The sequence below is a fragment of the Nitratireductor sp. XY-223 genome, from assembly GCF_004959855.1.
Classification (GTDB): domain Bacteria; phylum Pseudomonadota; class Alphaproteobacteria; order Rhizobiales; family Rhizobiaceae; genus Hoeflea_A.
In genome coordinates this window covers 13,119-34,908 of record NZ_SPNT01000002.1, presented here as the reverse complement: position 1 = coordinate 34,908, position 21,790 = coordinate 13,119, and the positions used below count along the sequence as shown (strand labels likewise).

26 protein-coding genes are annotated in these 21,790 nt (G+C 63.2%); 14 read left to right on the top strand and 12 right to left on the bottom strand.

Annotation, left to right across the window (positions count from 1 at the left end):
• Position 1: 1 nt before the first annotated feature.
• Positions 2 to 1,225, bottom strand: a complete 1,224-nt coding sequence (fabB, locus tag E4M07_RS06730; RefSeq protein WP_136657554.1) for a beta-ketoacyl-ACP synthase I — start codon at positions 1,223 to 1,225, stop codon at positions 2 to 4.
• Between the two features lie 73 nt (positions 1,226 to 1,298).
• Entirely contained in the window at positions 1,299 to 1,808 is a 510-nt protein-coding gene (fabA, locus tag E4M07_RS06725) for a 3-hydroxyacyl-[acyl-carrier-protein] dehydratase FabA (protein ID WP_136657553.1), read from the bottom strand.
• A gap of 260 nt (positions 1,809 to 2,068) precedes the next feature.
• Between fabA and irrA the strand changes: the two genes are divergently transcribed.
• A complete protein-coding gene (gene irrA / locus E4M07_RS06720; protein WP_136657552.1) occupies positions 2,069 to 2,506 on the top strand; it encodes an iron response transcriptional regulator IrrA in 438 nt (145 codons plus the stop codon).
• Between the two features lie 15 nt (positions 2,507 to 2,521).
• On the opposite strand, the gene E4M07_RS06715 is transcribed toward irrA, so the two are convergent.
• Positions 2,522 to 3,766 (bottom strand): DNA recombination protein RmuC, encoded by a 1,245-nt coding sequence (locus tag E4M07_RS06715; RefSeq protein ID WP_136657551.1) that lies wholly within the window; start codon positions 3,764 to 3,766, stop codon positions 2,522 to 2,524.
• A 101-nt stretch (positions 3,767 to 3,867) separates the two neighbouring features.
• On the opposite strand from E4M07_RS06715, the gene def reads away from it, so the two are divergent.
• The 5 genes from def to E4M07_RS06690 all read left to right on the top strand — a co-directional run bounded on the left by def (position 3,868) and on the right by E4M07_RS06690 (position 7,433).
• Positions 3,868 to 4,392, top strand: a complete 525-nt coding sequence (gene def / locus E4M07_RS06710; RefSeq protein WP_136657550.1) for a peptide deformylase — start codon at positions 3,868 to 3,870, stop codon at positions 4,390 to 4,392.
• A gap of 54 nt (positions 4,393 to 4,446) precedes the next feature.
• A complete protein-coding gene (gene fmt / locus E4M07_RS06705) occupies positions 4,447 to 5,361 on the top strand; it encodes a methionyl-tRNA formyltransferase (protein WP_136658447.1) in 915 nt (304 codons plus the stop codon).
• Positions 5,306 to 6,118, top strand: coding sequence for a tRNA pseudouridine(38-40) synthase TruA (gene truA, locus E4M07_RS06700; protein ID WP_169054118.1), 813 nt, complete (start codon positions 5,306 to 5,308; stop codon positions 6,116 to 6,118). The genes fmt and truA overlap by 56 nt, the downstream gene beginning before the upstream one ends.
• A 1-nt stretch (position 6,119) precedes the next feature.
• The gene (gene arsC / locus E4M07_RS06695) at positions 6,120 to 6,524 is read left to right on the top strand and encodes an arsenate reductase (glutaredoxin) (protein WP_136658445.1); all 405 of its coding nucleotides are present in this window, start codon (positions 6,120 to 6,122) and stop codon (positions 6,522 to 6,524) included.
• A 150-nt stretch (positions 6,525 to 6,674) separates the two neighbouring features.
• Entirely contained in the window at positions 6,675 to 7,433 is a 759-nt protein-coding gene (locus tag E4M07_RS06690) for a TerC family protein (protein WP_136657549.1), read from the top strand.
• Here the strand turns inward: E4M07_RS06690 and E4M07_RS06685 are convergent.
• Positions 7,415 to 8,629 (bottom strand): serine hydrolase domain-containing protein, encoded by a 1,215-nt coding sequence (locus tag E4M07_RS06685; RefSeq protein WP_136657548.1) that lies wholly within the window; start codon positions 8,627 to 8,629, stop codon positions 7,415 to 7,417. The two genes, E4M07_RS06690 and E4M07_RS06685, sit on opposite strands and share 19 nt — an antisense overlap.
• Positions 8,626 to 10,122, bottom strand: coding sequence for an NAD(P)/FAD-dependent oxidoreductase (locus tag E4M07_RS06680; protein ID WP_136657547.1), 1,497 nt, complete (start codon positions 10,120 to 10,122; stop codon positions 8,626 to 8,628). Before E4M07_RS06680 ends, E4M07_RS06685 begins: the two co-directional genes overlap by 4 nt.
• A 182-nt stretch (positions 10,123 to 10,304) precedes the next feature.
• Here E4M07_RS06680 and E4M07_RS06675 point away from each other — a divergent pair, with 182 nt between their 5' ends.
• Positions 10,305 to 10,664, top strand: coding sequence for a DUF1801 domain-containing protein (locus tag E4M07_RS06675; protein WP_136657546.1), 360 nt, complete (start codon positions 10,305 to 10,307; stop codon positions 10,662 to 10,664).
• Positions 10,665 to 10,670: 6 nt separating this feature from the next.
• Here the strand turns inward: E4M07_RS06675 and E4M07_RS06670 are convergent, their stop codons facing one another.
• The 4 genes from E4M07_RS06670 to dapD all read right to left on the bottom strand — a co-directional run bounded on the left by E4M07_RS06670 (position 10,671) and on the right by dapD (position 13,772).
• Positions 10,671 to 11,240 (bottom strand): hypothetical protein, encoded by a 570-nt coding sequence (locus E4M07_RS06670; RefSeq protein ID WP_136657545.1) that lies wholly within the window; start codon positions 11,238 to 11,240, stop codon positions 10,671 to 10,673.
• The gene (dapE, locus tag E4M07_RS06665) at positions 11,237 to 12,418 is read right to left on the bottom strand and encodes a succinyl-diaminopimelate desuccinylase (RefSeq protein WP_136657544.1); all 1,182 of its coding nucleotides are present in this window, start codon (positions 12,416 to 12,418) and stop codon (positions 11,237 to 11,239) included. The genes E4M07_RS06670 and dapE overlap by 4 nt, the downstream gene beginning before the upstream one ends.
• A gap of 77 nt (positions 12,419 to 12,495) precedes the next feature.
• Entirely contained in the window at positions 12,496 to 12,897 is a 402-nt protein-coding gene (locus tag E4M07_RS06660; protein WP_136657543.1) for a DUF805 domain-containing protein, read from the bottom strand.
• Between the two features lie 17 nt (positions 12,898 to 12,914).
• Positions 12,915 to 13,772 carry a 2,3,4,5-tetrahydropyridine-2,6-dicarboxylate N-succinyltransferase gene (dapD, locus tag E4M07_RS06655; RefSeq protein ID WP_136657542.1) on the bottom strand — a complete coding sequence of 286 codons (858 nt, stop codon included), beginning with the start codon at positions 13,770 to 13,772 and terminating at the stop codon, positions 12,915 to 12,917.
• A gap of 238 nt (positions 13,773 to 14,010) precedes the next feature.
• Between dapD and E4M07_RS06650 the strand changes: the two genes are divergently transcribed.
• The 3 genes from E4M07_RS06650 to E4M07_RS06640 all read left to right on the top strand — a co-directional run bounded on the left by E4M07_RS06650 (position 14,011) and on the right by E4M07_RS06640 (position 15,907).
• Positions 14,011 to 14,853, top strand: a complete 843-nt coding sequence (locus E4M07_RS06650; protein ID WP_136657541.1) for an LOG family protein — start codon at positions 14,011 to 14,013, stop codon at positions 14,851 to 14,853.
• An 83-nt stretch (positions 14,854 to 14,936) separates the two neighbouring features.
• Positions 14,937 to 15,308 (top strand): hypothetical protein, encoded by a 372-nt coding sequence (locus E4M07_RS06645; RefSeq protein ID WP_206057192.1) that lies wholly within the window; start codon positions 14,937 to 14,939, stop codon positions 15,306 to 15,308.
• Positions 15,309 to 15,370: 62 nt separating this feature from the next.
• Positions 15,371 to 15,907 (top strand): copper chaperone PCu(A)C, encoded by a 537-nt coding sequence (locus E4M07_RS06640; RefSeq protein ID WP_136657539.1) that lies wholly within the window; start codon positions 15,371 to 15,373, stop codon positions 15,905 to 15,907.
• Between the two features lie 48 nt (positions 15,908 to 15,955).
• Here E4M07_RS06640 and E4M07_RS06635 read toward each other — a convergent pair whose 3' ends face one another.
• Positions 15,956 to 16,663: a pyrimidine 5'-nucleotidase gene (locus E4M07_RS06635; protein ID WP_136657538.1), complete on the bottom strand. Its 708-nt coding sequence runs from the start codon at positions 16,661 to 16,663 to the stop codon at positions 15,956 to 15,958.
• Between the two features lie 81 nt (positions 16,664 to 16,744).
• On the opposite strand from E4M07_RS06635, the gene E4M07_RS06630 reads away from it, so the two are divergent.
• The 3 genes from E4M07_RS06630 to E4M07_RS06620 all read left to right on the top strand — a co-directional run bounded on the left by E4M07_RS06630 (position 16,745) and on the right by E4M07_RS06620 (position 18,643).
• On the top strand, positions 16,745 to 17,650 hold the full coding sequence (locus tag E4M07_RS06630; protein WP_136657537.1) for a DMT family transporter: 906 nt from the start codon (positions 16,745 to 16,747) through the stop codon (positions 17,648 to 17,650).
• 75 nt (positions 17,651 to 17,725) lie between these two features.
• Positions 17,726 to 18,157: a MarR family transcriptional regulator gene (locus tag E4M07_RS06625; protein WP_136657536.1), complete on the top strand. Its 432-nt coding sequence runs from the start codon at positions 17,726 to 17,728 to the stop codon at positions 18,155 to 18,157.
• A 54-nt stretch (positions 18,158 to 18,211) separates the two neighbouring features.
• A complete protein-coding gene (locus E4M07_RS06620) occupies positions 18,212 to 18,643 on the top strand; it encodes a hypothetical protein (protein WP_136657535.1) in 432 nt (143 codons plus the stop codon).
• 24 nt (positions 18,644 to 18,667) lie between these two features.
• Here E4M07_RS06620 and E4M07_RS06615 read toward each other — a convergent pair whose 3' ends face one another.
• Together E4M07_RS06615 and argB are read right to left on the bottom strand one after the other, a co-directional pair.
• Positions 18,668 to 19,216, bottom strand: a complete 549-nt coding sequence (locus E4M07_RS06615; protein ID WP_136657534.1) for a GNAT family N-acetyltransferase — start codon at positions 19,214 to 19,216, stop codon at positions 18,668 to 18,670.
• 6 nt (positions 19,217 to 19,222) lie between these two features.
• On the bottom strand, positions 19,223 to 20,128 hold the full coding sequence (argB, locus tag E4M07_RS06610; protein WP_136657533.1) for an acetylglutamate kinase: 906 nt from the start codon (positions 20,126 to 20,128) through the stop codon (positions 19,223 to 19,225).
• Positions 20,129 to 20,377: 249 nt separating this feature from the next.
• Between argB and E4M07_RS06605 the strand changes: the two genes are divergently transcribed.
• Positions 20,378 to 21,790, top strand: a complete 1,413-nt coding sequence (locus E4M07_RS06605; protein WP_136657532.1) for an MFS transporter — start codon at positions 20,378 to 20,380, stop codon at positions 21,788 to 21,790.

Below are 21,790 nucleotides of genomic sequence, written 5' to 3'. Positions count from 1 at the left end.
CCTACCCCTCGTGGCGCCTGAATATCAGTGTTGCGTTGGTCCCGCCGAACCCGAAGGAATTGGACAGGACCGTGTCGATCTTTGCATTGTCGATCCGCTCGCGGACGATCGGCACGCCTTCGAACTCCGGATCGAGGGTCTGGATATGCGCGCTCTCGCCGATGAATCCCTCCTTCATCATCAAGAGCGAATAGATCGATTCCTGGACCCCGGTCGCACCGAGCGAATGCCCGGTCAGCGATTTCGTCGAGGCGATATGCGGTATCGTGTCGCCGAACACCTCGCGGATGGCGCCGATCTCGCGGCTGTCTCCAATCGGCGTCGAGGTACCGTGCGTATTGATGTAGTCGACCGTGCCGTCGATGGTCGAAAGCGCCAGCTTCATGCAGCGGATGGCACCCTCTCCGGACGGCTGCACCATGTCGTAGCCGTCCGAGGTCGCGCCGTAGCCGATGATTTCGCCGTAGATCTTCGCGCCCCTTGCCTTGGCGTGTTCGAGCTCTTCCAGGACAAGCACGCCGGCGCCGCCGGCAATCACGAAGCCGTCCCGGTCGGCGTCATAGGCACGCGACGCGGTTTCCGGGCCGTTGTCGTTGTACTTTGACGACATCGCGCCCATCGCGTCGAACAGGTTCGACATGGTCCAGTCGAGATCCTCGTGCCCGCCGGCAAAGACGATCGACTGCTTGCCCATCTGGATCAGCTCGTAGGCGTTTCCGATGCAGTGCGCCGATGTCGAGCAGGCGGACGAGATCGTGTAGTTGACGCCGTGGATCTTGAACCATGTGGCGAGCGTCGCGGATGCCGTCGACGACATCGCCTTGGGAACGGCGAAGGGTCCGATGCGTTTCGGGCTGCCGCGCTCGCGCGTGATGTCCGCGGCATCGACGATGGTGCGGGTCGACGGTCCGCCCGAACCCATGACGATGCCGGTGCGCTCGTTCGAGATATCGTCTTCCTCAAGCCCAGAGTCGGCGATCGCCTGCTGCATCGCAACGTGGTTCCACGCACCGCCCTTGCTGAGGAACCGCATGGCGCGCCTGTCCACCAGGTCCGTCGGATCGAGCGTCGGCGCGCCCCAGACCTGGCAGCGGAATCCGTGTTCTGCGAAATCCTCGGAGAATGTGATGCCGGACCTGGCCTCGCGTAGGGAATCTGTGACTTCCTGCGCGTTGTTGCCGATGGAGGACACGATCCCCATCCCGGTGACTACAACACGTTTCATACGGTTTCCTTTCCACAGAAACTGCGGTTTTGAGACACTGGCGACGAGTGCGCCGATATCGTCGGATGCGGTGCTACTTTTCCTGGAACAGCCCCACCCGGAGGTCGGTCGCCTTGTAGGACGGCTCACCGTCCGCCTTGGCCCAGCCGTCGCCGATGCCGAGCACCAGCCGGCCGCGCATGACGCGCTTGAAATCGACACCGAACTCGACGAGTTTCGTCTCGGGCGTCACCATTCCGGTCAGCTTGACCTCGCCGACGGAGATCGCACGGCCCTTGCCGGGCTCTCCAAGCCAGCCGAGGTAAAATCCGGTCATCTGCCACAGCGCGTCGAGTCCCAGGCATCCCGGCATCACCGGATCGCCCTCGAAGTGGCAGGCAAAAAACCAAAGGTCGGGCGTGACGTCGAATTCCGCGCGCATATAGCCCTTGCCGTATTCGCCGCCGGTTTCCGATATCTCGGTGATGCGGTGGAACATCAGCATGGGCGGCAGCGGGAGTTGCGCGTTGCCGGGCCCGAACATGGCGCCGTGTGCGCAGGTCAATATGTCATCATAGCTGAAGCTTGACGGCCGATCATTCATGTAAAAACCTTACTCCCGAATACAAGACGCCCCCGGACGCCGGTGCCCCGTGACCCTAACACAGCTTGTTTGCTGGCGAAAAGCATCGCAAGTCAATTATGGGGATCGGCCCCGACTTGCAACCGCAAACGCCCTTTTTCTGACCGCGCCGTGCGGCGCAAATCAAAAATGGACCTTCAAACTCCACTATTGAAAGATGTCCCGTCTGAAGTTATATAACGTCCAATTGCTCAAATGCGGGTTTCAGTCAAGATAAAGCGATGGAAAGCAAGCAGGAACACACACCTTGTCCGACACGTCTGGCCGGCGATCGTCTCCGGTCCGTGGGCTTGCGTCCGACGCGCCAGAGGATCGCGCTCGCCGGGCTCCTGTTCGCCAAGGGCGACCGTCACCTGACGGCCGAGGAGCTGCACGAGGAAGCCGTCAGCGCCGGTGTGCCGGTTTCGCTGGCAACGGTCTACAACACGCTGCACCAATTCACCGACGCGGGCATGCTGCGGGTATTGGCGGTGGAGTCTTCGAAGACCTATTTCGACACCAACACGTCCGATCACCAGCACTTCTTCATCGAGGGCGACAACGAGGTCATGGATATTCCGACGGGCGGAATCTCCATCGACGGACTGCCGGACGTGCCGGAGGGCATGGAAGTCGCCCATATCGACGTGATCGTGCGCCTGCGCCGCAAATCGTCCTGACCGGCACACGGGTCATCATTCACTGACGTGAAGTTTCAGCCGTCCCCCGTGATCCGGGACGGAGACCACTTTCGGCTTGTCCTTTTCCGCCGGTGCCTCGCCTTCCGCCTCGATCTCGAGCGCCTCGATCTTGGCGCCGCGCTTGGTGACCTTGTCCGCTGAGGTCAGGATCTGGTCGATATCGCGCTGCGCCTGTCCGAAATGTGTCTGCAGTTTGCGCACCCGCTCGTCGAGGCGCAGCACATCGTCCATCAGCCGCACGACCTCGCCCTGGATCAGGTGCGCCTGCTCGCGCATGCGCGCATCCTTTAAAACCGCCTGGACCACCTGCAGCGACAGCATCAGCAGCGATGGCGAGACGATGACGACGCGCGCCCGGTGCGCCTTCTGCACCAGCGCCTCGAAATTCTCATGGATCTCGGCGAAGATCGATTCCGACGGCACGAACATGAACGCCGTGTCCTGCGTTTCGCCCTTCAAGAGGTATTTGTCGGAAATGTCCTTGATATGCACCTCGACGTCGCGGCGGAACCGCTGCGTCGCCTGCTTCTGCGCCTCCGGCTCGCCCGCGTCGCGGATGGCGTTCCACGCCTCGAGCGGGAATTTCGCATCGATCACGAGGCCTGGGGCGTCGTTGGGCATGTGGACGATGCAGTCGGGGCGCACGCCGTTCGGGAGCGTCGGCTGGAAGGCATAGCCGTTCGAGGGCAGGGCGTCAGCGATGATGGTTTCCATGCGCGCCTGTCCGAAGGCGCCGCGGGTCTGCTTGTCCGACAGGATCGCCTGCAGGCCGACGACGTCCTTGGCCAGCGCCTGGATGTTGTTCTGCGCCGTGTCGATGACGGCGAGCCGCTCCTGCAGGCGGCTCAGGTTCTCGTGCGTTGCCTTTGTCTGCTGGCTGATCGTGTTGCCGAGCCGCTGGCTCATGCCGTCGAGCCGCTCGTTGATCGACTTGTTGATCTCGCTCTGGCGCGATCCGAAGACCTCGGCGATCGTCGCCATGCGGCCCTGCATCTCGGCCTGCGCGCCCATGATCTCGGCAAACCGCGCCTCCATTTCACGGGCGCGTTCGCCGGCCGCCGCTTCCGCCGCAACCCGCGCTTCCTCCTGCCGCCTGTGCGAACGGCGCCGGCTGGCAACGGCCGCGATCACGACGAGGCACGCCAGTGCGGCAAGGCCGATTGAAAGGCCGCCCAGTGTGACGATCGTATCGCCGATCTGCACGACCGGCGTCTCAAAGGAAAGTTGAACCGCATCCATGCGCCAAGCTTATACGATTCTTGAATTTATGCCAGATCAAAACAGGAACATGGACAAAGTGCCGAATTGACCTGCCGCCGCCGAATGCGTAGATGCATGCCATGACCATAAAACCGCTTGTCCTTCTTCCCGATCCGGTCCTGCGCGACAAATCCGAGCCGGTCGAACGTGTCGACGATGAGGTCCGCACGCTCGCCGACGACATGCTGGAAACCATGTATGACGCTCCCGGAATCGGGCTGGCGGCCATCCAGCTCGGCATTCCGCGCCGCCTTCTCGTGGTCGATTGCTCCAAGGAGGACGAGGAGAAGAACCCGATCGTGGTGATCAACCCGGAGATCGTCGCAAGTTCCGACGAGCGCTCCACCTACGAGGAAGGGTGCCTTTCGATCCCCGACTATTATGCCGAGGTCGAGCGGCCGGCGCAGGTGACCGTCGACTATGTCGACCGCGACGGCAAGAAGCAGCAGATCGAGGCGGACGGCCTGCTCGCGACCTGCCTGCAGCACGAGATCGACCACCTGAACGGGGTCCTCTTCATCGATCATATTTCCAAGCTGAAACGGGACATGGTGATCAGGAAATTCACCAAGCTGGCGAAGAGCCGCGGCGGCACGCGGCTCTGACCGCCGCATTGCGCGGCGGCAACACGCGGGAGACAGACCTTGCGTATCATCTTCATGGGAACGCCGGAATTCGCGGTGCCGACGCTGGCGGCGCTGGCCGGGTACGGCCATGAGATTGCCGCCGTCTACACCCAGCCGCCGCGCCCGGCCGGGCGCCGCGGCCTGGAAGTCGTCAAGTCGCCCGTCCACCGGCAGTCCGAGATCCTCGGCTTTCCGGTCCATACGCCTCAAAGCCTGAAGAATGAGGCCGAGCAGCAGGCGTTCCGCGATCTCGGCGCCGACGTCGCCGTCGTCGTTGCCTACGGCCAGTTGCTGCCGCCGGCGATCCTCGCCGGCACACGCCTCGGCTGCTACAACGGCCACGCTTCGCTGCTGCCGCGCTGGCGCGGCGCCGCGCCCATCCAGCGCGCCATCATGGCGGGCGACGAGGAAACCGGCGTCATGGTCATGAAGATGGACGAGGGGCTCGACACCGGTCCCGTCGCCATGGAAGAACGGGTCGCCATCGGCCCCGACATGACCGCCGGCGAACTGCACGACAAGCTGATGCTGATCGGCGGCGATCTCATGCAAAGGGCGATGGCCGCGCTGGAGCGTGACTCCTTGACCCTGACGCGGCAGCCGGATGCGGGCGTCACCTACGCCGCCAAGATCAGCAAGGACGAGACCCGCATCGATTTTTCGGGCGATGCCGTCACGGTGCACAACCACATACGCGGCCTGTCGCCCTTTCCCGGCGCCTGGTGCGAGATGCCGCTTGGCGGAAAGTCGGAGCGCGTGAAGATCCTGCGCTCGACGACAGCCGACGGGGAAGGCACGGCCGGAACGCTGCTCGATGACCGCCTCACCGTTGCCTGCGGCCGCGGAGCGGTCCGGCTGCTGAGGTTGCAGAAGGCGGGCGGCAAGGCGCTCAATGCCGACGACTTCCTGCGCGGCCACGACCTGCCGGCCGGAACGGTCCTTTCCTGATATGCGCTACAAGCTGACAATCGAATATGACGGCACGCCCTATGTCGGCTGGCAGCGCCAGAACAACGGCCCCTCCGTCCAGGGCGCCATCGAGGCCGCGGGGAAGAAGTTCTGCGGCCATGACCTCATCGTACGCGGCGCCGGGCGCACCGATGCCGGCGTTCATGCCATGGGGCAGGTGGCCCATGCGGATTTCGAGCGGGAGTGGCCCGCCGAGACGGTGCGCAACGCCATCAATTCCTATCTCGGCCAGGCGGGCGAGCGCATTGTCATACTTTCGGCCGAAGCGGTCGATGACGGCTTCGATGCGCGTTTCTCGGCCCTGCGGCGCCACTATTGCTACCGCATCATCAACCGCCGCGTTCCGCTGGCGCTTAAAAAAAACAGGGCGCTGTGGGTGCAGAAACCGCTCGATGCCGATGCCATGCGCGCGGCCGCCCAGCGCCTCGTCGGCCGGCACGATTTTACCACTTTCCGGTCGGTCCACTGCCAGGCGAAGAACCCGGTGCGCACGCTCGACCGGCTCGACGTGCGTCGCACCGGCGAACTGGTCGAAATATTCGCCACGGCGAAATCATTCCTGCACAACCAGATCCGCTCTTTCGCCGGAACCCTGCGCCTCGTTGGCGAGGGCGACTGGAGCGCCGACGATGTCGCTGCGGCGCTGGAAGCCAGGGACCGCGCCGCCTGCGGTCCGGTCGCCGGGCCCGAAGGGCTCTATTTCATGAATGTCGAATACGAAGAAGGCGAAGGTTGAGATGAAGGTCACGATCTACCACAATCCGAATTGCGGCACCTCGCGCAACACGCTGGCGATGATCCGCCAGGCGGGAATCGAACCCGAGGTCGTCGAATACCTGAAGTCCCCGCCCGGGCGTGAGAAACTGGTCGCGCTGATCGCCGCCATGGACATTCCGTTGCGCGACCTGCTGCGCCGCAAGGGAACGCCCTATGACGAGCTCGGCCTCGATGACGAAAAGTGGACCGACGACGAACTGATCGATTTCATGGTCGAACATCCGATCCTGATGAACCGGCCCGTCGTCGAGACCGAAGAGGGCACGGCGCTCTGCCGCCCGTCGGAGAAGGTGCTGGACCTGCTCGGCGACATCGAAATCGGGGCCTTCACCAAGGAAGACGGCGAGGTCGTAAAGGGCCGCTGAGCGGCAGATATTCCGTATCTTCTCGCGAAGACAGTCACGCGGAAGTGAAGATCCGCCCGTTCGAACCCATTGCAACGGTGGCCGCTGCTCCCCACATGGGCCGGCGTGCCCGGCTCGATGCCGGGTGCAATTGTTTTGACCGAAACTGCAATGGAAGAACTCGTAACCCTTTTCCAGGATCCGGTATCCTGGGCTGCACTGGCGACGCTGATCGTCATGGAAGTCGTACTCGGTATCGACAACCTGGTATTCGTCGCAATCCTCACCAACAGGCTGCCGAAGCGGCAAAGGCCGCGCGCCCGCCGGGTCGGAATCGGCCTGGCGCTGGTCTTCCGGCTGGTTCTGTTGACGATGATTGCCGCGATCGTGCGGCTGACGCAGCCGGTTTTCGAGATTGCCGGCAACGCGCTCTCCTGGCGGGATATCATCCTGATTTCCGGCGGATTGTTCCTGGTCTGGAAGGCAACCCGCGAGATCCATCATATCGTCGATCCCAACCCGGCGCCGAGTCTATACGGTGCGGTCGCAATGGGTTTTGCCGCGGCGATCGTCCAGATCCTCGCGCTGGACCTGGTGTTTTCGATCGACAGCATCATTACGGCCGTCGGCATGACGCCTCATATACCGATCATGATGGTCGCCGTCGTGGTGGCCGTCGGTGCCATGTTGCTGGCAGCCGATCCGCTGTCCGATTTCGTACAGCGCAATCCGACCGTGATCATGCTCGCGCTGGGTTTCCTGCTGCTGATCGGTACCGCGCTGATCGCCGATGGCTTCGGCGTCCACATTCCGCGCGGCTACATCTATGCCGCGATGGGCTTCTCGGCGCTGATCGAGATGCTCAACATGCTGGCGCGACGGGCAAGGCGCAACCGCGCGCGTTCATCCCTCTATGGCGAGGACGACTGACCGATACAGGCATAGGCGGCATCCACCAGCCCCTGTCCCCGCTCGTTGAGCAAAATGCCGCCGCCGAGCCGGTTCATCGTATAGCCGAAGGCAAGGCCGGCGTCCGGATCGGCGAAGCCGATGCTGCCGCCCATGCCGACATGCCCGAAGGCGCCGGGCCCGATGACCACGGAATTGCCGGACGGCAGGTCGCGATTGTCCATCGACAGCATGAATCCCTGGCTGAAGCGTGTCGGGATGAGCAGGGTCTCGTCGCGGTCGGTCTCGGCGGACGGCCGCGCCATGTCGGCTGTGCGTTCACGGGAGAGCAATGCCGGCCCGTTCGCGCCGCCCCGGGCGGCGAGCGGCCGGTACATCGCGGCGAGCGCCCTTGCATTGGCTATGCCGCCGGCGCCGCCGATCTCGGCCGCGTGGGCTTCGGGACTGTTGGCGTCGTGGCGGCCGTTGTTGAGATAGGCAAGGTGCGAGGTCGATTGCCTGTCGGTGATGAGGGCGGTTACGAAATCCGTCAGCACATCGTCCGGCTCCGGCCTGTAGGGGATCACCGGCGCGATCGCCGGTTTCGCATCCGCCGGCAGCCCGATCCAGAAATCGAGACCCAGTGGATCGGCGATCTCGTCCCGGAAGAAGGCGCCGAGCGATTTCCCGGACACCCGCCGGACCAGTTCGCCGACGGTCCAACCGAACGAGAACATGTGGTAGCCGGTCTTCGTGCCTGGCTTCCAGAACGGCGGTTCCGCAGCGAGACGACCGGTCACATAGTCCCAGTCGTTGAAGCCGCCGCGTTTGACCGGTTCGCGCAGCGCCGGCACACCGGCCGTGTGGTCCAGTGCCATGCGGACGGTGGCGTCCTCCTTGCCGGCGGCAGCGAATTCCGGCCAGTAATGCGACATTGTCCGGTCGAGATCGAGCGCGCCGCGGTCGATCAGGATGTGCGCGCAAAGCGCCGTCGCCGCCTTGGTGCAGGAATAGACGACGCTGACGGTGTCCCGGTCCCAGGTCTGCTTCTGCTCCTGGTCTTGAAAGCCGCCCCACAAATCGACGACGACGCGGCCTCCGGCATGCATGCACACACTGGCGCCGACTTCCCGGCGGCGCTCGAAATTCTCCGTGAACCGGTCGAGCACCGGCTCGAAACCGGGTTCGCAGTACCCTTCGATCCGTGTGGAACCTTCCAGGGATCGCGAGACATTCATTTGGCGGCCTGCAGTGTCGGGCGGGTTGCTTCGGCGACCGGCGTGAAAAGCACGTGCTGGCGGTCGACGCGCTTCATCTGCCGGCGGTACGAGCGGGCATCATGCGGGTAGAGGATCTCGATCCGCCCGTCGGGCTTGCGGTACCAGCTCTGGCAGCCGGAGGTCCACACGGTGTCCGGAAACGCCGCCTGGATCCGGCTGTTATAGGCCGCCGTCGCCTCCGGCGTGACGGACACCACCTTGTCGGCACCGGCCCTGCGGATGCATTTCATGATCCAGCCGATGCTCTGCTCGATCATGTAGACGACGGAGGCCGTGCCGACGCCCGTATTGGGACCGGTTGCCATGAAATAGTTGGGAAAGCCGGGCGCCATCACGCCGCGATAGGCTTGGGCGCCGTCGTTCCAGGCCCGTCTGAGCGTGATGCCGTTCTCTCCGGTGATGTCGATGCCGAAGAGATGGCCCTCCATGTCGAAACCGGTGGCGTAGACAATCGCGTCGAATGGCCGCTCGCCCCCGTCCGAGGAGATGATCCCCGTCTCGGTGATCTCCTCGATCGGCTGCGGCACCAGTTCGACATTATCCGCATTGAGCGCATCGAAGAAATCATCGGAGATCAGCATGCGCTTGCAGCCCATCTCGTAGTCCGGGACCATCGCCGCACGGACTTTGCGGCCGCGTGTCATCACCTTGATGTAGCGCCTGGCCTCCTCCATGCGTTTGGCCCGGTATTCGCCCCTGGTGATGATCGGATAAACGAACAATTCGAGGCGGTAGAAGATCATCAGCCGGTGCAGCCGGTTGAGCAACGGAAACCGTCTGAACAGGCGCTTCCAGCGGTCGGAATAGGCAAAATCGTTGCGCGGCAGGATGTAGTTGGGCGTGCGCTGGTAAAGGCTGATGGATTTCGCCCTGTCGGCGATTGCCGGCAGCACCTGGATGGCGCTCGCGGCGCTGCCGATAATGGCGATGTCCTTTCCCGTCGGATCGAAATCGCGGTCCCATTCGGCGGTATGCATGGTGATGCCGCGGAAGCGTTCGGCGCCCTTGAATTGCGGCGTGGAGGGCCTGTGGAGGCCGCCCGATCCGTTGATGACAAAGCGCGCATGCACCCGCTCGCCGTCGGTGAATTCGGCTTCCCAGGTGGCGGTTTCGTCGTCGTAGCGCAGGGCGCGGATCTCGCGGCCGAGGCTGAGGTGCGGTCGCAAGCCGTACTTGTCGGCGCAGCCCTCGATATAGGCCTGGATCTCGTCCTGCGGCGAATAGAGCCGCGACCAGTGCGGATTGGGTTCGAACGAGTAGCAGTAGAGATGCGAGGGGATATCGCAGGCCGCGCCCGGATAGACGTTGTTCCACCAGGTACCGCCGATGCCGTCGGCCTTGTCGTAGATGCGGAACCGTTCGATGCCCGCCTGCCTGAGCTTGATGCCGGCGCAGATGCCGGCAAAGCCCGCGCCGATGATCAGAACGTCAAGCATGGGTTTGTTGGCCATCGGGGTTCCCGTTGCGGATGGTTGAGGCGGAACGACGCACGGTCCGTACCGGCCCGCCGGTTACATAGCACAGGAGTTGCGCGGTTGCGTACGCGAATTATTGTCGCGACGGTTGCCCCGCCAGGCATGGTGACGGCGGGTGTGCGTGCTATAAAGCGGGGGCAACGGTCCGGGAGCGAACCATGAGCAGGAATCCGGAGGTCGATCGCTGGCTGGAGGCGTACGACAATCCCATGAAGCCGGTCGTCGCGGCGATGCGCGAACTGATCCTGGCGCATGACGCGCGCATTGACGAGGCGATCAAGTGGCAGGCGCCGACCTTCATCTACAAGGGCAATATTGCGAGTTTCTTCCCCAAGGCGAAGAAACACGCCAGCCTGATGTTCCACAAGGGCGCGGAGATTCCCGGCACATTTCCCAATCTTCAGGGCGACGGCAGGGAAACCCGCTCCTTCAAGGTGCACGACCTTGGAGATCTCGAGGAAAAGGCCGATGAACTGAAGTCCGTGTTCACCGCATGGTGCACGATGCGGGACGGGTAACAAGTTCTATCCCAGGGCAACCGTCGTCAGCACGAAGACAATCTGGGTCAGGACGAGAATCCCGAAGGCCAGCAGCCCGTCGCCGTCAAGCGCGACACGGTAGACGCGCCAGCTGATGACAAGAGCGGCAATGAAGACAATCACCAGGATAAACGAGCCGTCAAATCCGAAAAGACCAAGCGAAAACAGCGTGATGGCGGCCATCACATAGTTCAGCGGCAGCGAAAGCCAGTTGCCCGCAACGACCCACTGCACGAACCGGTCCGAGATGCCGATGGGCCGCGCGATGACCGCAACGGCAAGCAGCGCAGCGGCGATGCCGGCAAGGTCCGTCACGGCGGACCGGAGGAAGAATCCCACGCCAAGCTCCGCCTCCGGGTTTTCGGTCAGTTGCGCAAGCCGGTCGGTCGTCCAGAAGACCAGGTAGGCGGGCAGGGAGTAGACGATCGCCCAGAAGGACCGCCAGAAGCCTTCCGCCGACAGGTCGAGCAGTTGCAGACCCTCGGGTTCGTCCCGGATCATGCGCACGACCCCGGTCACATAGGCCGTGACCTCGTTGATCGAGGGAGGTGTCACGCCGCGAACCAGCGCTGCAGGAACGCCTCGTAGATGCCGGTCAGCGCCTCGAGATCGGCGAGCGCGGCGTGTTCGTCGACCATGTGCATCGTCTGTCCGACGAGGCCGAACTCGACGACCGGGCAGTAATCCTTGATGAAGCGGGCGTCAGACGTGCCGCCTGTGGTGGACAGTTCCGGTCGGCGCCCCGTGCACGATTCGACGGCGGCGGCGAGCGTCTCGATAAGTTTATCGTCGCGGGTCAAAAACACCGGCGAAGGCCGGTCGCGCCATGTGAGCTGGTAGTCGGCCTTGCCGCGCCCCGGCCGCAGGCGGTCGTCCTGCGCGGCCCGGTCGAGCCGGCGTTCGATTTCCGCCCGCAGGCTGTCGGGCGACCACGTGTCGTTGAAGCGGACATTGAAATTGGCGCTTGCCCTCGCCGGGATCACGTTGAGCGCGGGATTGCCGACATCGACCGTCGTGATTTCCAGGTTGGTCGGCGGGAAACGTTCCGTGCCGCCGTCGAACACCGGGTTGATCAGGCTCTCAAGCATGGGAATGAGCGCACGGACCGGGTTGTCGGCAAGGTGCGGATAGGCGGCGTGCCCCTGCACGCCGTTGACCGTGAGTGTCCCGCTCATCGATCCGCGCCGGCCGATCTTGATCATGTCGCCGAGCGCTTCCGGATTGGTCGGCTCGCCGACGACGCAGGCGTCCCAGCGCTCGCCCCTTTGCGCCGCCCATTCGACCAGCTTGACGGTTCCATTGACCGCCGGTCCCTCCTCATCGCCGGTGATCAGAAGGGAGACGGACCCCTTGGGCGGGCCGTCGACCTTGAGATGGCGGGCGAGGGCCGCCACGAAACAGGCGATTCCGCCCTTCATGTCGACGGCGCCGCGGCCGTAGAGCATGCCGTCGGCAATCTCCGCCGCGAAGGGCGGGTGGGTCCAGTCGGACGCGTTGCCGGCGGGCACCACATCGGTATGGCCGGCAAACATAAGGTGCGGCCCCTCTTTGCCGAGGCGCGCGTAGAGATTGTCGACCGGTTCTGTGCCATCGTCCTCGAAGGTCGCCCGGTCGACCGTAAATCCGAGCGGCTCCAGCATGGACGCCAGCACATCGAGCGCGCCCTCGTCCTTCGGCGTGACGGAGGCGCAGCGGATCAGGGCGGCGAGATTCTCAACGGGGTTGTCGGTCATGTTCGAGGCTTAGAGCAAGTGGGGCCGAGATGGAAGCGGTTGACGATGCAAATTGCATGTCGGGGAAGTTGCATACGTTATGACGCCGGACGGTTCTCATTCTTGCCGAACCGGTTCGGGCCGGCGCTCCCCGGCCACAGGCACATCACGAAAACCGCAACGATCGAAATCGCCGGAACGAACAGACACAGCGCGAGTGCTCCCGGCAGGATCATATCGTGCAGCCGCTTGACCGAAAGCGCCACCATGGCCCAGATCGAGGCAATGCCGAATACAAGCGAGACCAGGCTCCAGAACGCAAAGGCAGTGCTTTCCTCCGGGGTCGACGCCAGTCGACTGACGATGAGCCCGCTGACGGCAACCAGGAACAGAATTCCCAGAAGGTAGGGGAGGCGGCCGATCCTTCCGGACAGGCCGAGGAAGAACCAGCGCATCGTCGGCGCCGGTGTTCCTGGCTGTGCCGGTTGGGTGTCGGTCATTTTCCCTCGTAATTGTGCTAGTCGCGCAGCAGTTCGTTGATGCCGGTCTTCGCCCGCGTCCTTTCGTCGACGCGCTTGACGATCACGGCGCAATAAAGATGGAGTGCTGTATTGCTGTCCGCCATCGCCTTGCTGCCCGGCATCGAGCCGGCGACAACGACCGAATAGGGCGGCACTTCGCCATAGAAGACCTCACCGGTCGCGCGGTCGACGATCTTGGTGGACTGACCGATATAGACGCCCATGCCGAGCACCGATCCCTCGCGAACGATGCAGCCTTCGACGACCTCGGACCGCGCGCCGATGAAGCAATTGTCTTCAATGACCACGGGTCCGGCCTGCAGCGGCTCCAGTACGCCGCCGATCCCGACGCCGCCGGACAGGTGCACGTGCTTGCCGATCTGCGCACAGGAGCCGACGGTCGCCCAGGTGTCCACCATGGTGCCTTCGTCGACATAGGCGCCGAGATTGACGAAAGACGGCATCAGGACGACGTTCGGCGCAATATAGGCGGACCGGCGTACCGTGCAGTTCGGCACGGCGCGAAATCCGGCCTTTTCGAATTCATGGGTGCTCCAGCCGTCGAATTTCGACGGCACCTTGTCCCACCAGCTCGCTTCTCCCGGGCCGCCCCTGATCACGTCCATCGGATTCAGGCGGAACGAAAGCAGAACCGCCTTTTTTAACCATTGATTTACCTTCCAATTGCCGTCGTCGCCCTTTTCGGCCACCCTGACCTTGCCGTGATCGAGAAGGTTGAGGGCCTCATCGACTGCTTCGCGGATTTCGCCGCGTGTTCCGGTGCTGACGCTGTCGCGGTCGTCGAAAGCGGCGTCGATGGTGGTTTCCAGGGCGGCAAGGTCGGTCGTACTCATGGGTTTGTCCTTGGAGTTTTTCCTTAACGGTCACGCATTATTGTTGGCGGCAGCCATTGTTGGCCCCCGGCAATGTCATATTCTGTAGTACTGCGCCGAATTTGCTAGCGCATTTGCGGCGTGGCAGCGGTCCGGATAAGCCTTACGATTTATCCGGTCATGCTCTAAGCGAGTAAGGACGGGCCGTCAATCGGTCCGCGGCGCCGCATGAGGCGCCAAAACGAGTGAAAGTGAAGCAATGGGTGCAAAACGCAGCGATGAAGTCTGGGATCCCCTGTTCGACAACCGGACGGACCGCAGGCGGGCGGCGGAGGTTCCGCAAACGCCGCAGACGGAGGCCCCGGCCTATCGTCTGGCCTTTGCCGACGATGACTTTCTGTGCCGCGAGGAATTGCGCCCGGTCCGGCTCCAGCTCGAGCTCCTGAAACCGGAGATCCTGCTCAGCGAGCGCGGTATCCGCTCGACCGTCGTCATGTTCGGCGGAGCGCGGATTCCGGCGCCCGGCACGAAGGCCTGGGCGGCCAGGAACGAGACGCAGCAGCGCAACCTGACCGCCGCGTCGAAATACTACGAGGAAGCCCGCAAGTTCGCCCGGATCTGCTCGCGTCATTCGGCGGAGACCGGCAACCGCGAGTTCGTCATCGTCACCGGCGGCGGCCCCGGGGTGATGGAGGCCGGCAATCTCGGCGCGTCCGAGGAGGACGCTCCGTCGATCGGCCTGAACATCATATTGCCGCACGAGCAGGCGCCCAACGAACACGTGACGCCGGAGCTCTGCTTCAATTTCCACTATTTCGCCGTCCGCAAGATGCATTTTCTGATGCGGGCCAAGGCGATATCCGTCTTTCCGGGCGGTTTCGGCACGCTCGACGAGATGTTCGAGGCGCTGACGCTGATCCAGACAGGGCGCATGGAGCCGCTGCCGTTTATCCTGTTCGGCGCCGATTTCTGGCACAAGGTGATCGATTTCCAGGAACTGGCCGATTTCGGCACCATCTCCCCCGACGATCTGAAGCTCTTCAATTTCGTTGAAACCGCTGACGAGGCCTGGGACATCATCGCAAGCCATTACGGGCTCTGACGCGCCGCTGCTGCAATTTGTCCTTTGGCAAGCGCACTTCCTGCCGCTATACCGGACGCATGACCGGATCGCGCCGAATTGCCGTGATAAGCGCGCTGCGCACCGAACTGGCGACTTTCGCCGTTCTGTGCCTGATGATCCTCGCCCTGCCGACGATGCTGCCCCTGGCGCAGGCGCTGGCGGGTGAGCCGGGGCAGGTCATCTGCACACAGGAAGGTGCGGTCGAAGGCGCCGGCAGCGGAATGCCCGCCGGCATGCCGGGTGCCTGCCCCTGCATCGTATCCTGCATGGCGGGCGCGGCATGCGGCGCGTTCAAGGCTCTGCAGTCTGTAACGGTCGCGTTCATCGCCGAGCCCACCGGTCATGGCTGGCTCCTTGCCGACGGGCGCGAAGCAAATAACCCTCCGCCGGCCCTTGGCGGGCACGGCATTCGCGCGCCGCCGTCCACGGTCTGATCCGACAACGCCAGCGCCGCCCTGGCGGCGCATCCCATGATCTGACCTAACGGACAAGAACAATGAATTCAGTAAAGACCTTTTTTGCGGCTGCCGCATTCGGCGCAGCCGTGCTCGGCGCGCCATTCGCCGCCACCGAAAGCCACGCCACGGACAAGGCAAAGCCGGGCATGGTGATGGCCGGCGACCTCCACGTATCACAGCCATGGACGCGTGCCATGCTTCCCGGCCAGAAGGTCGGCGGCGGCTTCGTGATCATCGAAAACAAGGGCGCCGACGACGACCGGCTTTTGTCCGTGTCGTCGCCCGTCACCGACCGTGTCGAGGTGCACGAGATGGCCGTCGTCGACGATGTCATGCGCATGCGCCCGCTTCCAGACGGCCTCGCCATCCTCGCTGGCGCCACGGTGGAACTGAAGCCGGGCGGCTATCACCTGATGTTCATGGGGGTCGAGGATGCCTTCGAGGAAGGCGACATGGTGCCCGTCGTGCTGTCGTTCGAAAAGGCCGGAGACGTGGAGCTGATGCTTTCCGTCATGCCGGCCGGAACCAAGGCCATGGACCACGGCAAGATGGACCACGGCCACAAGACCAACTGACCGCCTTGCAAAACAGCCGCCGGCGGACCGTGTTCGCCGGCCGGCACCCTAGCGCGTGTCGAGATAGTGCTTCAGGAAGGCGGCGAGGTCGTCCGTCACGTAGTCGATATGCGCGCCGTCGTGGCCATCATGTTCCCACGTCTCGCCCATCGCTTCGTCGAAATTGTGCGGAACGATCAGCACGGTGCGCATGCCAAGCGTCTTCGGCACGGTCAGGTTGCGCGGCAGGTCCTCGAACATCACCGCATGGCTGCTGTCGATCTTGTGTCGCGACAGGAACCGGTCATAGGTCTCGGCCGCCGGCTTGGGCGTGAGGTCGGCGGCCAGGATGTCGAAAATCTCGTCGAAATGGTCGAGGATCCCGAGCGCCGTCGCGGTGCGCTCCGCATGGCCGACATCGCCATTGGTGAAGATATATTTGCGGCCGGGCAGGGCGCGGATCGCCTCGCCGAGTTCCGGATGCGGCTCGACCCAGGAATAGTCGATGTCGTGGACCTTCTCGAGAAAGTCGTTGGCATCGATCCCGTGACGGTTCATCAGCCCGTTCAGTGTCGTGCCGTAATCCCGGTAATACTCTTTCTGGACCTTGCGCGCTTCGTCGCGCGGCAGGCTGAGCAGCTTTGCCACATAGGACGTCATGTTCTTGTCGATCTGCGAGAACAGGTCCGTGTGGCGCGGATAGAGCGTGTTGTCGAGGTCGAAGACCCATTCACGGACGCTTTCGAACTCTTCGGCGATCGGCAGGTTGTTGCGCATGGCCGCCTTATTGCACGTTTGTCGCCGCTGCGCATCTGTAAACGCGTTGGACATTGGACCGCAGCGTGATAAATCGCGGCCATGGAATTGTGGATTCCCATCACCATTGCCGCGGCCTTCCTTCAAAATGTGCGTTCCGCAATGCAAAAACACCTCAAGGGTGTTATGGGCACGACCGGGGCGACCTTCGTGCGCTTCGGCTTCGGCTTTCCGTTCGCGCTCCTGTTCGTAGCCGTTTTGCACCTCGGTTTCGGCATGGCGCTGCCCGCCTGGCACGCCACCTTTTTATTCTGGGCGGTGGTGGGCGGCCTCGCGCAGATCGCCGGAACGCAACTGCTCGTCTACCTGTTTTCCTTCCGCAATTTCACCGTCGGCACCGCCTATTCGCGCACCGAACCCGCTCAGGCGGCCCTGTTCGGCCTCGTCTTCCTCGGCGAGACGGTCGGCATCGGCAGCCTGTTCGCCATCGCCATTTCGGTCGTCGGCGTGATGCTCCTTTCCGTCGCCCACAGCGCGGTGAACTGGAAGAACCTCTTTACCTCGGTCCTCAGCCGTACGGCGCTGATCGGGCTCGCCTCGGGCATGGCATTCGGTATCGCGGCCGTCGCATACCGGGCCGCGTCGCTGTCGCTCGGCGGGCCGAACTTCATGATGCAGGCGGCGGTCACGCTGGCCTTCGTCATCGTCCTGCAGACCGTCCTGATGCTGGTCTGGATGGTGCTGCGCGAACCCGCCGAACTGGCACGGGTCGCCGCTGCCTGGAAACCATCGCTCGTCGTTGGAATGGCCGGCGCGACCGCCTCGTTCGGCTGGTTCATGGCGATGACGCTGCAGCAGGCCGCCTATGTGAAGGTCCTGGCGCAGGTGGAAATCATCTTCACCATCGCCTCGTCGGTCTTCATCTTCCGCGAGACCGTCACGCGGCTGGAAATCACCGGAACCGCGCTGATCGTCGCCGGTGTGATCGTTCTCGTCCTGCTGACCTGAAAGCCGCCCATCGAAGGGCTTGACTCCGGTGCGGCATTTATTTAGTTAGGAAGACTAACTAAATGGTGTAAACCAATGAACCTCGCCAGATCGCTCGAAGACATCCATCGCCTCATCAATCGCCAGTGGGCGATCGACAGCGCCCGGCTCGGCATCAGCCACAGCGAATTCGAATACCTGAGGGCGGTCAGGGATCACGAGACGGACAGGGTGTGCCAGGACGAGCACAGCCAGCATCTGCAGGATATCGTTGAAGTCATGGGCATCAGGAAGGCATCGGCCAGCGCCATGATCGCCAAGCTTGAAAAGCGTGGCTTTGTGAAACGCGTTCCCTGCCGCCTTGACGCCCGCGCCCAGCACATCCTGCTGACCGGAAAGGGAAGCGAAGCGCTGCGGGCGGGTGAAGACGTCTACCGCGCGGCGGCGCGCGCGCTGCGGGCGCAGATCGGCGGCGAAAGCCTTTCGAGGCTGGAGGCAGCTCTCGATACGGAAAATGCAAACCGCTGATTTCGGTTTGCCCGAAATAGTTAGTCAACCGAACAAACATTATGGAGAAAATACATGTCCCTCGAACTCGTCATCATCGGTGTTTCGGTGCACCTCCTGATTTGGGAAAAACTGCCCGAGTGGGGCACCTGGTTCAACGCCCTCTTGAAAAGCCTGCCGCAGCCGCTTCAGACCCTCTACGAGCAGTGGCGCTGTCCCTATTGCGCCGGTTTCTGGATTGCGCTCGCACTGCACGGCATGACCGGATTCTGGACGCTGCCGGCACTCGCCGAGCTTCCTTCCTATTGGGGACCGCTCACGCCTTACATCGGCTGGTTCCTCGACGCGCTCGCATCGGCAGTGCTGATCGCTGTTGGAATCCTGATCGTCAACGGTCTGCGGCTTCCGGCGATGAAATCCTACCTGATGAAAGAGGACTTCATGAAATCCTTCGGCAAGGAGAAGCAGGACGAACAGGCGGCGGAAAGCCCGGCCGGCGCACAATAGGGCGCCGGCGCCGTCCCGGAATAACTAGGCGACCGACAGTTCGAAGACATCCGTCTCGTCATCGGACAGAGCCTTCGATTTGGCAAACCCCGCCTTCTCCAGGACCCGCGCCGAGGCTTGGTTTCCGTGTCCGACACCGCCGATCAGGCGCACCGGAAAGGGCTGGTCCGCGCACCAGCGGACCAGCGCCGAGACGAGTTCGGTGGCAAAACCCTTGCCCCAGCATTCGGCGGAAAAGAGGTATCCGATGTGGATCACGAGGTCTTCGCCCGCTTCTTCGAACGGCGCCAGGATCAGCAGGCCGAGCAGCCTGCCGGTCTGGGAGGAACGGACTGTCTGGACCTCGCTTTCGGCCCGCCGGTCGCTGATCCAGGCGGCGACCGCATCGGGCCCGTTACCGCATTGCAGCGGGGCCGGAAGGTGCTGCAGGACCTCGGGAACCAGGAGCGCGCGCAGGTCACGGGTCAATTGCGCGCGCAACGCCGTATCGCCCAGATCCCGGTCCCATGATGCGACGGTGAGACGCTGCGTTGAAAATCGGCAGTCGATGCGGTGCGCGCGCGAATTGCCCATCTTGCTCTAGCGCACGATGAGCGTGCCGGCGCCGTGCCTGGTGAAGATTTCGAGAAGCACCGCGTGGGCCGTCTTGCCGTTGAGAATGACGACGCCCTCGACACCCGCCTCGATGGCATGGATGCAGGTCTCGACCTTCGGGATCATGCCGCCGGAAATCGTGCCGTCGGCGATCATCGCCTTGGCCTCGGCCACCGAGAGCTGCTTGATCAGATTGCCGTCGCCGTCGAGCACGCCCGGAACGTCGGTGAGGAACAGGAGGCGGGTCGCGGAAAGCGCGCCCGCGATGGCGCCGGCGAAGGTGTCGGCGTTGATGTTGTAGGTATGGCCGTCGCGGCCCGGCGCAACCGGCGCGATCACCGGGATCATTTCCGACTTGGCGAGCAGGTCGAGCAGCGTCCGGTCGACCTCGACGATGTCGCCGACAAAACCAAGGTCCAGGATGCGCTCAATATTTGAATCGGGATCGACGACGGTCTTGTGCGCCTTCTCGGCGAAAACCATGTTGCCGTCCTTGCCGCACAGGCCGATGGCCCATTCGCCCTCGGCATTGATCATGGCGACGATTTCCTTGTTGATCGAACCTGCCAGCACCATTTCGACGATCTCGACAGTGCGCTCGTCGGTGACGCGCAATCCGCCCTCGAATTTCGATTCGATGCCGATCTCCGTCAGCATCCGGCCGATCTGCGGGCCGCCGCCATGCACGACGATCGGGTTGACGCCCGACTGTTTCAACAGGGCGATGTCCCGCGCGAAGGCCTGTCCAAGTTCCGGGTCGCCCATGGCGTTGCCGCCATATTTGACGACGATGGTGCAGTCCTCGTAGCGCTGCATGTAGGGCAGTGCCTGGGAAAGCAGTTTTGCCTGTTGCTGGCTGTCTTCTTTGGTGTCGTGATCTTTGTCGGCCATGGCTGCCTCTTTGAAATCGCAGACGTTCTAGCCCTAAAGGCAGGCGAGGGCAATTGTCGTTTGCCGGGGCTTTCAGCGGCACGGCAACGGTTGCCCCCGGAACCGTGGCAACCCGGTCGGTAGACCCTGAAGTTGCAGCATTTGTCATTAAACAAACTTGCAGGTGTGCGATTGCCGGGCCGTTTAAAAAGCTGTTTGATGAAGTTTATGCGGTAATTTCCGGCAGGCAATGGAACAGGAGACTGATCTATGGAAGTCGAGAGGCTCGACAGGAACACCATAATCGGGCTTTTCGCCATGGCCGTCGGCACCTTTGTCGTGGCCAATGATTTCACGGCCCTGTCCGTTGCCATTCCGGCGATCGAAAAATACTTCAATACCGATCTCACCACGGCGCAGTGGGTCATCAACAGCTACGCCATGGTCTTCGGCGTTGTCATCGTGACCGGCGGCAGGCTTGCCGACATCTTCGGAAGACGCCGCATATTCCTCATCGGTGCCGCCATATTTGCCGTCTCGTCCGTCATCGGCGGACTGGTGCCGGACGTTCGCATGCTGCTTGTCTGCCGCGGCATCATGGGTATCGGCGGTGCGCTGATGTGGCCGGCCGTGCTCGGCATGACCTACGAAATCGTGCCCGACAGCCGGGCCGGTCTGGCCGGCGGCCTCGTGGTCGGCGTCGCCGGCATCGGCAATGCGATGGGACCGCTGATCGGTGGCGCGCTGACCGATACGCTCGGCTGGCAATGGATCTTCTTCATCAACGGGCCCGTCGCCCTTTTGGGCATATCGACAGTGCTGCTGGTTGTGCCGCGGGACAAGCCGACCGGGCCGAACGAGCGCATCGACTACGGCGGTATCGCGATCCTGACGGTGGGGCTGCTCGCCTGGCTGCTGGCGCTTGACTGGGGCGTGGATCGCGGCTGGACGGACCCGGTGATCCTGTTCCTGTTTGCCCTAGGAGCCGTTTCAGTGATCGGCTTCGGCCTCTACGAGAACAGGATGGGCGACACGGCCCTGGTCCCCGATGCGGTGATCCGCAACCTGACATTCGCGGTAGCCACCATCACGACGCTGATGATCGCGGCCGTCTTTTTCGGGGCGCTTCTGTACCTGCCGCAATACATGACCAAGGCGCTCGGCTTCTCGGCCGCCGGCGCCGGCGCCGGCCTGTTGCCGATGATGCTGACCTTCGCGCTCGTCTCCTTCGTCGCCGGCCATGTCCACGAGTTGCTGGGCGCCAAGCTGATCGTCTCGGTCGGCGCGGCGTGCCTCGCCGGCGGCATGTTCCTGTTGTCGGCCGTGCATGCGGGCACCACCTATGGCGGGCTCGTTCCGGGCATGGTGGTCCTCGGCATCGGGATCGGGCTCTTCTATTCATCCGTGACGACGGCCGGCGTCACCGCGCTGGACCCGTCCCGCGCCAGCCTGGCGGGCGCCATCATCTACATGGTCAATGTCGCCGGCGGTGCCATCGGGCTTGGCCTGAACACGGCGATCGTCGCATCGTCCAGCACCCTCATCGAGGGCATCCGGACCGCCTTCATCGTCAACGGCTCGCTTGCCGTCGTAGGACTGGTGATCGCCGCGCTGTTCATCGGCGGACCGATCGACAAGGACCGTCTGCGGTCCCTGCGGCATCATCACCGGGCGCACAACTGA